This is a genomic window from Klebsiella sp. A-Nf5, from assembly GCF_002810545.1.
GTDB lineage: Bacteria > Pseudomonadota > Gammaproteobacteria > Enterobacterales > Enterobacteriaceae > Klebsiella > Klebsiella variicola.
This window is the reverse complement of the sequence record NZ_PIOG01000165.1, coordinates 38,170-49,567: the sequence shown is the minus strand read 5'-3', so window position 1 is coordinate 49,567 and position 11,398 is coordinate 38,170. Positions and strand designations below refer to the sequence as shown.

9 protein-coding genes and 1 pseudogene are annotated in these 11,398 nt (G+C 58.1%); 5 read left to right on the top strand and 5 right to left on the bottom strand.

The features are described 5' to 3' along the window. The 4 genes from CWM53_RS18165 to CWM53_RS18150 all read right to left on the bottom strand — a co-directional run. Positions 1–420, bottom strand: a 420-nt coding sequence (locus CWM53_RS18165) for a Mov34/MPN/PAD-1 family protein (protein WP_100750820.1), incomplete at its 3' end; no start/stop codon positions are given. After that, complete coding sequence (locus CWM53_RS18160; protein WP_100730347.1) at positions 413–1,318, bottom strand: PLP-dependent cysteine synthase family protein; 906 nt, start codon at positions 1,316–1,318, stop codon at positions 413–415. The genes CWM53_RS18165 and CWM53_RS18160, both read right to left, overlap by 8 nt. Before the next feature lie 64 nt (positions 1,319–1,382). Continuing rightward, positions 1,383–2,312 (bottom strand): serine O-acetyltransferase EpsC, encoded by a 930-nt coding sequence (gene epsC / locus CWM53_RS18155; protein ID WP_008804177.1) that lies wholly within the window; start codon positions 2,310–2,312, stop codon positions 1,383–1,385. Positions 2,313–2,767: 455 nt separating this feature from the next. Then, positions 2,768–4,402, bottom strand: a complete 1,635-nt coding sequence (locus CWM53_RS18150) for a Na+/H+ antiporter (protein WP_061153985.1) — start codon at positions 4,400–4,402, stop codon at positions 2,768–2,770. A gap of 561 nt (positions 4,403–4,963) precedes the next feature. On the opposite strand from CWM53_RS18150, the pseudogene CWM53_RS18145 reads away from it, so the two are divergent. The 3 genes and pseudogenes from CWM53_RS18145 to CWM53_RS18135 all read left to right on the top strand — a co-directional run bounded on the left by CWM53_RS18145 (position 4,964) and on the right by CWM53_RS18135 (position 7,693). After that, a pseudogene (locus CWM53_RS18145) lies at positions 4,964–5,789 on the top strand (TetR/AcrR family transcriptional regulator). Continuing rightward, entirely contained in the window at positions 5,680–6,642 is a 963-nt protein-coding gene (locus tag CWM53_RS18140; protein ID WP_226682286.1) for an MDR family oxidoreductase, read from the top strand. Before CWM53_RS18145 ends, CWM53_RS18140 begins: the two are co-directional and overlap by 110 nt. 118 nt (positions 6,643–6,760) lie before the next feature. Beyond that, a complete protein-coding gene (locus CWM53_RS18135; protein ID WP_012967638.1) occupies positions 6,761–7,693 on the top strand; it encodes a nucleoside recognition domain-containing protein in 933 nt (310 codons plus the stop codon). Here the strand turns inward: CWM53_RS18135 and CWM53_RS18130 are convergent. After that, complete coding sequence (locus CWM53_RS18130; RefSeq protein ID WP_100730325.1) at positions 7,604–9,226, bottom strand: alpha/beta hydrolase; 1,623 nt, start codon at positions 9,224–9,226, stop codon at positions 7,604–7,606. The two genes, CWM53_RS18135 and CWM53_RS18130, sit on opposite strands and share 90 nt — an antisense overlap. Positions 9,227–9,496: 270 nt before the next feature. Between CWM53_RS18130 and pmrD the strand changes: the two genes are divergently transcribed. Together pmrD and CWM53_RS18120 are read left to right on the top strand one after the other, a co-directional pair. Then, positions 9,497–9,742 carry a signal transduction protein PmrD gene (pmrD, locus tag CWM53_RS18125; RefSeq protein WP_074385364.1) on the top strand — a complete coding sequence of 82 codons (246 nt, stop codon included), beginning with the start codon at positions 9,497–9,499 and terminating at the stop codon, positions 9,740–9,742. 129 nt (positions 9,743–9,871) lie between these two features. Next, the gene (locus tag CWM53_RS18120) at positions 9,872–11,326 is read left to right on the top strand and encodes an AMP nucleosidase (RefSeq protein WP_061153980.1); all 1,455 of its coding nucleotides are present in this window, start codon (positions 9,872–9,874) and stop codon (positions 11,324–11,326) included. Positions 11,327–11,398 lie beyond the last annotated feature (72 nt).

Below are 11,398 nucleotides of genomic sequence, written 5' to 3'. Positions count from 1 at the left end.
GATGTGCACTTCCTCCTGCAAAAAGCGCAGACGGTCCTGCGTGAGCCGCCAGCTGGTCAGCGCCCCCGCCTGCCGCTGCGCGACCGCCACGATGATGTAGGCGTAAAACGGCAGCGCATGTTCACGGTCAAATTCCGATGGAATGGCCGGATGATCGGGGTGCGAATGGTAATAGCCGATGACATCCACACCGTCCGCCAGCGCAGCACGCTCCGCCCGCAAGGCGTCGTCGGCGGTGATAACAAAGCGGTGGTACTGCTCTTCCGATTCCCGCGCGTTGACGATGGGGAAAATCGCCGTCACGCGGCCATCGCCCTGCGCAGATAAATGGCCAAAAAGCGCACCACAGCATTCATTGGGATAGGTCTTTTCCCCTTCAGCGCCAATCTGTCTGGCGATTTCGCGAGTCAATTCAATCATGAGTTTCATTCCAGAAAGGGTCGGTCAAATAGCGGGAGCCCACATCGCACAGCAGCGTGACCACCACCGAACCAGCCGGCAGCGTGCGGGCCAGCCGTGCGGCGGCGGCAACATTGGCGCCAGATGAAATACCGACAAAAATGCCGTCCCGCCGGGCGAGGCGTCGCGCGCTCGCATAGGCCTCCTCGGTGGTGACGGAAATCACATCATCAAACAGGGTTTCGTCGAGAATGCCGGGTTTAATGCTGCTGCCCATATGCTTAGTCCCTTCAATGCCATGGAATGGCGAAGCGGGCTGCACGGCGAGGGTTTTCACCCGCGGATCCTCGAATTTCAGCCGTCGGGCGGTGCCGACAAAACTGCCTGACGTACCCATCCCGGCGACAAAATGGGTGACTTGCTTTCCGCTCTGCTCCCAGATCTCTTTCCCGGTGGTCGCGAAATGCGTTTGCGGATTAACGGGATTGTTATACTGGTCGGGATAAAAATAGCGCTCCGGGTGTGCGGCGACCTGGGCCTGAACTTCAAGAAGAGCGCCATCGGAACCTTCAAGCGGATCAGTCTCCACAATCGTGGCGCCATACTGACGAATTATTTTTTTACGCTCCGGACTGGTATTCTGCGGGAGATACAGCCGAACGTGATACCCCAGCGCGGCGCCGATCATCGCGTAAGCAATTCCGGTATTACCGCTGGTCGCATCAATAATAGTTTTATCCGGCGTCAATAATCCCCGCGCAATACCGTCCAGTACCATCGCTTTTGCCGCGCGGTCTTTCACCGAGCCGCTGGGATTCATAAATTCAGCTTTCGCCAGCAGTGTGACACCCGATAATTCTGCAGTAAAAGAGGGCAAGGCTATTAAAGGCGTCGCGCCAATCGTTTCAAGTAAATTCATAATAATGATCACGCTGCTATTTTAGTGGTACGGGAACGGTAGGTTTCTTTTATTCTTGTAATGATTAAATACCGTCGCCGTCGCTGAAATGCCTCTGCTGAATTCGCGCCTGTTGGACATTACTGTCCGGTGGCACATCACGGGTTAGCCAGATATTTCCTCCGATGCTGGAGCGCGCCCCGATGGTAATTCTCCCAAGTATTGTCGCACCGGCATAAATCACAACGTCATCTTCAATAATAGGATGGCGAGGATAATTCTTTTGCAATTGTCCATCCTCACCGACGAGAAAACGTTTGGCCCCCAGGGTGACGGCTTGATAAATACGCACTCGTTTACCGACGATGGCGGTTTCACCAATAACCACGCCAGTTCCGTGATCGATAAAGAATCCATCATCAATCTGCGCACCGGGATGAATATCGATACCGGTCTGGCTATGCGCCTTTTCCGTGATGATGCGCGCCAGCAGCGGAAGGTCGAGCTGATGCAGCTCATGGGCCAGCCGATAGTGCATCACCGCATGAATTCCCGGGTAGCAGAGCAGCACATCATCCATGCTGCGCGCGGAGGGATCGCCCTGATAAGCGGCGAGGATATCACCGTCAAGACGCTGACGAATCACCGGTAAACGGTTGGCAAACTGCTGAACGCGTCTGACCGCCTCCTGCAACAGGACCTCATTTTCCGCCTGCTCATCCGACTGATAATAGAGTTCCAGAAGCGCTTCTTCGGTGAGCCTGTCCAGCGCCGTGCCGAGCAAATGGCCGACGTAATAATCCTCCCCCTCTTTGCGTAAGTCCACGTCGCCTAAGCGCATCGGATAAAGCACTTTTATCAATGTATCCGCGACGGAATTAACGCTTTCCCGGGAAGGTAAACTCCGTTTATTACGATAATTATTCTTCGCGTGCTCATCGCGCCACGCCTGGCGAACGCGACGCAATTCATTGACGACATTATTTAAATGCCAGTTATTTTCTCTTTTCGGCAAGAGATACAATTCACCCGCTTCCGGCATAATAATATCCTTCATAAAAGCACATCGATAAAATTCTTTTTGGCGTTACCTCACTTTTATGCATTACCCACATTAAAAACAAATAACCTTATTGACTTTCAATAGCTGAAAAGAATAAATAGTTAAGAATCAAGGCATTCTCTCCCCCTCACCTCACTCAGTCGTGACATCGCGTCCCGCCAGGTCAAGCATTGCAGGTGTCACACCTCAGTAAGACGGGCGAAAAGCGGCTTCCCCGGATAGATGGAGCCTAGGGTTTGGTTTCAGGGCAACTCACCCCATCCGCCACTGTTCGCCAGTCCAGGCCGCCAAGATAAAAAAAGCCTGCTTCCCAGCAGGCTTTGTTTTATACGGCGGCAGAACACCTCTTCCGGAAGGCGAACCAGCCCCTTTCCAGCGCTTACGCTCGGGGCCACAGCCCATGTTTGTTAGCGCAAGCTTTCTTCCTTCAGATCTATCTCCCGCAGCACTTCATAAAAGGTCGTATCACTGATGTTATGGGCGCGCCGCAGTCGGAACAGCTCCTGGCGCTGGGCGATAATGACCTCTCTTTGCATATACTTCTCCAGCCTGGCGCGCTTCGCCAGCTCCAGCCCGACGTCCTGCTCCTCGTCACTGTCGTTATAGTGCAGCCGCCGCTGGTACGTTTCCAGCAGCATATTGCCCGCATCGACCCGCAAAGCCTGCTCATTCGGATCGTCCACCGGCTCGTCCAGCAGCGCATTCAGGCGGTTAATCGCCACTTCGGTCATCACCGCACCGATATTGTCCTTCCCGGTGTCATGGGGTAAATCATCGGCAAGATACTGGGTCATGTACGGCAGGCCGACAGCCGCCACGATGAGCGACATCAGGATCACCGCCATTGAGAGAAAGATCAGCAGTTCCCGCCCCGGAAACGGCGAGCCATCCGCCAGCATCACCGGTAACGTCAGGATACCGGCCAGGGTGACGGAACCTTTTACTCCCGCCAGCGCCATGACGGCCATGATGCTGAATCGCGGACGAATAGTGATAGCCTTGCCCCGGCGCTTACGGCGGAAAATCGTCAGGGTCATCGACAGCCATACCCAGGCAAAGCGCATCAGGCCAAGCGCCAGCGTGATGGCCACCGCGTACAGCAGCAGATACCAGGGAGACGAGACGCCGGCCTGACTGGCCACCGCAGGAAGCGTCTTCAGCATGCGCGGCAGCTGCTCGCCCAGCATGAGAAAAATCATGCCGTTGAGGGTCGTCTGCAGCATGGTCCACACCGCGCTGCTTTTCATACGCGTCGCCGGTAGTCGGGGACCCGACAGCTGCTCATAGTGCATCGCAATGCCGGCGGCCACCGCAGCAAGAATGCCTGAGACATGGAACGCCTCGGCCAGCAGATAGGCAGCGAAGGGGATAAGCAGGCTTATCAGGATCTGAATTGCCGGCTCCTCGCGGGTGCGGCGCACGAGAAAGTTGTTGCACTTGCCGGTGACCCACACCACCACGAGGCCACTTAGGATCCCCCCAAACGCCATCAGGAAAAACTTCACCACCGCGTCTCCCGGGGAGAAGCTGCCGGTCAGCACCGCGGCGATGGCGAAGTTAAAGGCGACAAGGCCTGAAGCATCGTTTAACAGCGACTCCCCTTCGAGAATATGCGCCATCCTTGAGGGAAGCGGCGAGCTGGCGGTCATTGCCGATACCGCCACCGGATCGGTGGGTGACAGAATAGCCGCAAGGGCGAACCCCGCGGCCACGGTGATAGCCGGGATCAGCCAGTGTATAAACAGGCCAATGCCGAGGATCGTCACCATCACCAGGCCTATCGCCAGCGACAGAATCGGCTTCATATCCCTGAAAAAGGCGTCTTTGGGGATCCGCCAGCCGTCGAGGAAAAGCAGCGGCGGGATAAACAGCAGCAAAAAGATATGCGGATCGAAATCGACCTGAAATCCGCCGGCGGCCAGCGCGGCGCCTGCGGCGATCTGGATCAGCGGCAGCGGCACCTTAACGGGCAGAAGATGAGACACGAACACGGTCACGACGATGGCCATCATAAAGACCAACACAATAGTAATTAGCGACATTCGCCCCCTCCTCTGACGGCAATACTCATTCTGTACATCACGCTTTTATTCCTTTCCTTGCAGGTGTTGTTTCATCGCCGGATTATTGATTCAGACGCCGATAATAGAGGTCAGCAATCTCGGTATGATGGCGATGTTATTTAAACTACGGTGCGCCTCATGCCGAACCAGGGGTGACAATGTGTTTTATCGTACCGCCTTTGTCAATCCGCCATCGTCTGCAAATAATTGACAATCCGCGTCTGCGGCAGCGTAATGAAGGCATCTCTGGCGCTTGTCTATGCCATCTCATCGTGATCACGGATCAATATATTCTTTATATTATTAGTTCTTCTTATCGTATTTCGAATACGGATATTACCAGGCAACCTAATAGAATTCGCAGAGTCATATTTCTCTGCCGAAAACAACGGTGATAACCGTACAGTGCCAGAAAATGTTCATGCCAGGCCGCCTTCCTGACCCAGGTTGTTCGACATCCCTCTCCTCCGCCACGCTGCGCTTGCCCCATCCCGGGTTTGGGCGTACCCTGACCGACAATTAAACCACACGGTCTAAATCATGAATCCCGATACCTCCGCCATCCTGAAGCCCCGCCGCGGCCGTCCACCCAAGGTCGATCGCCAGTTTGACGATACGCGCCAGGCGCTGATTCGCTCAGGCCTTGAAGTGCTGACTGAAACGGGCTATCTCGCGGCGGGTATCGAGGCCGTTATCAGGAATATTGATGTGCCCAAGGGATCGTTTTATCACTGCTTTAAAAGCAAAGAGGCCTTTGGCCTGGCCGTGCTTGGCGCCTATGGCGACTTTTTTGCGCATAAATTAGATAAATGCCTGCTGGACGACGCCGTGCCGCCGCTGGAACGGATGGCGGCTTTTGTGCGTCATGCCGGCCAGGGGATGGAGAAATACCAGTTTCGCCGCGGCTGCCTGGTGGGCAACCTGCTGCAGGAAGCCCCGCTGTTACCCGACACCTTTCCCGGGCGATTAAAAGCGATCCTGACGGCATGGGAGTCGCGCGTGGCCCGCTGCCTGCACGAGGCGCAGGCTGCCGGAGCGATCGCCCGCGACGCCTCACCGGACGCGCTAGCCCAGGTGTTCTGGATCGGCTGGGAAGGCGCGGTGATGCGCGCCAGGCTGTGCCAGTCCGCCGCACCGCTTCACCAGTACTGGGAATTTTTTGCGCACAGTATGACAACAAAAACACCTGCACAGGACGGCGTTAGCGCCGATAACCCCCTTCCGACGAGGAATACTCTGTCATGAAAGCATTAGTTCTGGACCAGATCGACAACCGCACCGTCGCCGCCGTCAAAGCGATCGACCTGCCCGCCCTTGCCGAAGGCGACGTTCGGGTCGCTATCGACTGGTCGAGTCTCAACTATAAAGATGCCCTGGCGATCACCGGCAAAGGCAAAATCATCCGTCAGTTCCCGATGGTGCCTGGCATCGATTTTGCGGGACGGGTGAGTGAAAGCCGCGATCCGCGCTTTGTTCCCGGTCAGTCCGTGATCCTCACCGGCTGGGGCGTAGGCGAAAATCACTGGGGTGGCCTGGCCACCGAAGCCTGCGTCAAAGGCGACTGGCTGGTTGCCCAGCCGGCGGCGCTCAGCGCGCGCCAGGCGATGATCATCGGCACCGCCGGCTTTACCGCAATGCTGTGCGTGGATGCCCTCGTCAGTGCGGGCGTCACTCCGGAAAGCGGGGATATCCTGGTCACCGGCGCCAGCGGCGGGGTCGGCACCACCGCCGTGGTGTTGCTGAAAGCGCTGGGCTACCGGGTGACGGCGGTATCGGGCCGGGAATCGACGCACGATTACCTGCGTCAGCTGGGCGCCGATGCGATCCTGCCGCGCAGCGACTTCGCGGAGACCCGTCCGCTGGAGAAACAGCTGTGGGCGGGCGCGGTGGATACCGTAGGCGGCACGATGCTGGCCAAAGTGCTGGCGCAGACGCAATACCGCGGCTGCGTCGCCGCCTGCGGTCTGGCCGGGGGCTTCGATCTGCCGACCACCGTGATGCCGTTTATTCTGCGCAACGTGCGCCTGCAGGGGGTGGACTCGGTGATGGTGCCTACCGCTGAACGCGACGCCGTCTGGCAGCGTCTGGCCCAGCTTCTGCCGGAAAGCTACTACCAGCAGGCGGCCACCGAAATCACGCTGGAGCAGGCGCCAGCGTATGCCGCAGATTTTCTCAGCAACACGATTCGCGGCCGCACGCTGGTCAGCATCGGCCAGTAATCCTCTTCTCCCGGCGCCCGTGCGGCGCCGGATCCCTAGAGGATCAAGGCATATCATTTCCTTCCCCACGGGATTATGATGACGCGAACCGATGCCTTTGCGAGTGGTAAAAAAGTAAATGGATGTCATAAGCATCATTATGGCGGCGGGTAAATCATCCGTTGACGTTGCACTGTATACGCTGTTGCCGATTATGGTGATCATGCTGATCATCATGAAATATCTGGAGGTCCGCGGCATCCTCGATGTGATTGTTCGCTGGGTTGCCCCGCTGCTGAAGCCCTTCGGCTTAACCGGGATGAGCGCCTTCGCCCTGATCCAGATTAACTTTGTCAGCTTCGCCGCCCCGCTTGCGACGCTGTCGATTATGGACAAACGCGGCGTCTCGGACCGGCAAATGGCCGCCACGCTGGCCATGGTGTTCGCCATGGGGCAAGGCAACGTCTTTTATCCCCTCACCCCTTTTGGTCTGCACTGGCTGGCCTCGATCGTTATCTCGGTGATCGGCGGGCTGTGCGCGGCGGCCGTCGCCTGGCACGTCACCGGACGGCGCTTATCGGTCGCCGAGAATCCCCGCGCGGAAGCGTTACCTAACGCCGAGCAAAACAGCCAGGGCATTCTGGCGGTGATCAACAGCGCCGGCTCCGACGCCATCCGCCTGGCGCTCGGCGCAGTCCCGATGCTGATCTTGTCATTAACCATTGTCGGACTGCTGCAGGGCGCCGGGGCTATTGACCTGCTACAGCAGGCGCTGAAGCCGGTACTTGGCTGGCTGCATATCCCGCAGAACTTTGTTCTGCCGGCGCTGGTGAAGTGCGTCGCCGGGGGCACCGCCTACTTTGGCGTCATTTCTGAGCTGATCCAGCAGGGCAAAGTGACCGTCAGCCAGGTCAACGCCTCGGCAGGCCTGCTGATCCAGACCTTTGACCTCCCCGGTATCGGTATTTTTCTCGGCATCAGCTCACGGTTTGTCCGCCTGTTTCGCTTTGTCGTCCCCGCGGCGATCGTCGGCATCCTGCTGCGTACCGTTCTGCACCTGATCCTGTTTTAACGCCTCTGCTCTGGCCTGCGCTTTCAGGCAGGCCGTCACCGCCGCCTGCTCGCCGCAGGTGATGTGCTCATCGACGCGCGCCAGCATCCACGGAAAGAAAGGATTGGAGGTGACGCGCATTAACGTCTCCAGCCCCACGCTCAGCGTTCCGGTTTCCCCACGCAGTGAAATGGTGCCCAGGCTGATGCCGTAGCGGTTCTTCTCGTCCGGCTCGCGACCATACAGCGAGTCGCTCAGGGGAAACGGCACCGCCACATGCGACAGAGAGTACATATCCGCCGGCCAGGCGAGATGCAACGGATAACGATGCTCATCCCGCTCCTGCGCCAGCGTGGTACGGGCGATGGTCTGCAGCGTGTGCGCCGTCGCGTTGGTCACCACCGTGGTGGTATAGGCCCGCGGCGCCGGGGGCAGCAGCGTATTGACTGCCGCATAGAGCGCGGGACGAAACAGGACCCGGAGATCCGCCGCCTGGTTAATGTCGAACACCACCAGCTCGCTGCCGTTGTCCGGCAGGTAGCGATACAGGGACTCCACCACCGCGCGGGTGCTGACCGTGGAATCCATCACCGACTGAAAGGTCAGGACCGGCGGCAGCGCTTTCAGCTCGCCCTGACGGGACGCGCGGATAATCTGCTGCTGCAGCGCCTGGCTCAATAACCAGGACTGTCTTGCCGCCTTGACCGGAAAGGAGTTGTACTTGAAGGGATTAAACTCAGGCGCCACGTTCAGCCAGGCCGCACGGGCGAACGCCGGGAAGATGGACGGCAGCCCGGCGAGGCCAGCGAAACGGGCAAACGCGGTCACGCCGATCATCGGCGACAGCAGAATAATCTGCTGGGGCTGGCGCAAGTGACTGTCCTCCAGGCTATCGAGAGCATACTTGAGCGCCAGTGCGCCGCCGTTAGAGTAGCCGACCAGATGCAGCGGTACGTCCGCCCCGGCCAGGCGCGTCGCTTCGCGCACCGCCAGACGCGTCGCCGCCAGCCAGGTCTCCCAGTCCACCGCCGTTAATGCTCCCGGCGCGGTGCCGTGCCCCGGCAAACGCGGCACCACCGCCACATAACCCCGCTGCTGCCAGAGTTGCGCCAGATAGCGCACGCTGTAGGGCGAATCGGTCAGGCCATGGAGCAACACCACGCTGCCGCGCGGCTTGCCCTGCGGCAACAGCACAAAAGAACGATTCCAGTCCTGCTTAAACTGCCCCGGCCAGACCCGGCTGTGACGATAAAAGCGGTTGACCGGGGTTTTATCTTCTTCCGGCAAAGCCTCTGTCACCTCGCGCTGGAGATCGGCGAAAATCGTCTTCTCCCGCGCCAGATACTGGGCAAAGGTCGCCTGGTCGATCGCTTCGGCCGACATCTCGTTGGCGCTCCAGGTATGCCAGCGATGCAGGGCCGGGCCACGCTGGGACTCATAGATCCGCCCGGCGAGAAAGACCACCAGCAGCACCAGTAGCGCAATGATCCCTTTTTTTAGCAGTGAGCCAATCACGGCGCCCGACGTTCGCCAGTGGCGTAAAACATGCTTCATGACGCTCCCTCTTATATTTTTCGCGTAGCCGAACTCATCTGCCCTATTCCTGACAGGCTATTTTCACAGTCTGCTTCTCAGCATAGTCATCGGTTCCGGGAAATTAAACCCGGCAGATCATTCATGTTTGGCGAAAAAAAACCTACCGATGAGATCAACGTTCGGTCGCGTATTTTTAAACACTGTATAAACCAAGGGGATAATCTTATTGTCAGACCTTGAGGAAACATGAATTATCGGCAGGGACATAAACAGGACAGGAAGATATAGATGGAGTGGTGGGTAAAAAAAGTACGAAAAAATTCAATGACCAGCCCCTGCTGCGTCGTGCTGCAGAGCGGTGCGCTGGAGATGATTGCTGAAATTGAAGCCTGTCGCCTCCTCCTGCAGGAAGGCGATAAACTCACTCCGCTGGCCAATGCTCGTTATTGTCTGAATAATAACCCGGCGCAGACGTTGAAGATCCTCAAAGCCACCCATTATAGCAGTGAGCGCTGGGCCAACCTCGGCGGATAAAGAGCACGTCAGGCCTTAGCCAGTTATGGTCTCAGTATCTTCGCATCCGATATATAAATTCCCCTTCGTCCTTTTCGCGCTGTGACATACTATCGGGAATGTCAGCAGACCTGAAATAAGGAGCGAATAATGAATCACAAGGCCGCCAGTCTGACCCCGGAACAAGCGCTTGCCGAGCTGGAAGCGCGCTATGAAGCCTCGGTCACGGCGTTACGCAAGGCCATCGGCGACTATATCGACCATAATACGCTCCCTGATACCGAAGCCCGTGCGGAAGGCCTTTTTGTCTATCCGCAGCTGTCGGTCTCCTGGGACGGCGCCGACCATAAGGCCCTCAAAACGCGCGCCTGGGGGCGTTTTACCCATGCCGGTTGCTATACCACCACCATTACGAATCCGAAACTGTTCCGCAGCTATTTGCTGGAACAGCTGACCCTGCTGTATCAGGATTATGGCGCGCATATCAGCGTCGAGCTGTCGCAGCATGAGATCCCCTATCCTTATGTGATAGATGGCTCCACCCTGACCCTCGACCGCTCGATGAGCGCTGGTCTGACGCGCTATTTTCCCACCACCGAGCTGTCACAGATTGGCGATGAGACCGCGGATGGCCTGTTCCACCCTACCGAGTTCTATCCGCTGTCACACTTTGACGCCCGCCGCGTCGATTTTTCGCTGGCGCGTCTGCGACACTACACCGGCACGCCGGCGGAACACTTCCAGCCCTACGTGCTGTTCACCAACTATACCCGCTATGTGGATGAGTTCGTCAGCTGGGGCTGCAGCCAGATCCTCGATCCCGACAGCCCCTATATCGCCCTCTCCTGCGCCGGCGGGATCTGGATCACCGCGGAAACGGAAGCGCCTGAACAGGCTATTTCCGATCTGGCGTGGAAAAAGCATCAGATGCCGGCCTGGCATTTGATCACCCACGACGGCAAGGGGATCACGCTGATTAACATTGGCGTCGGCCCGGCCAACGCCAAAACCATTTGTGACCATCTGGCGGTACTGCGCCCCGATGTCTGGCTGATGATTGGCCACTGCGGCGGCCTGCGCGAAAGCCAGACTATCGGCGACTATGTGCTGGCCCACGCCTATCTGCGTGACGATCATGTGCTGGATGCGGTACTGCCGCCGGATATTCCGATCCCCAGCATTGCCGAAGTGCAGCGTGCGCTGTATGACGCCACCAAGCAGGTGAGCGGGATGCCCGGCGAGGAAGTGAAGCAGCGGCTGCGTACCGGAACGGTGGTGACCACCGACGACCGTAACTGGGAGCTGCGCTATTCTGCTTCGGCGCTGCGCTTTAATCTCAGCCGCGCGGTGGCTATCGATATGGAGAGCGCGACCATCGCCGCCCAGGGGTATCGCTTCCGCGTGCCCTACGGCACGCTGCTCTGCGTCTCGGACAAACCGCTGCACGGTGAAATCAAGCTACCGGGCCAGGCCAACCGCTTCTACGAGGGCGCCATCTCCGAGCATCTGCAGATAGGCATCCGGGCGATCGACCTGCTGCGCGCCGAGGGGGATCACATGCACTCGCGTAAGCTACGCACCTTCAACGAGCCGCCGTTCCGTTAACCGGTGATGCAGGGATAGAAAGGAAACACGCTGGCGTTCCCCGCAGGGGATCGTCAGTGTGTAGCGATATAC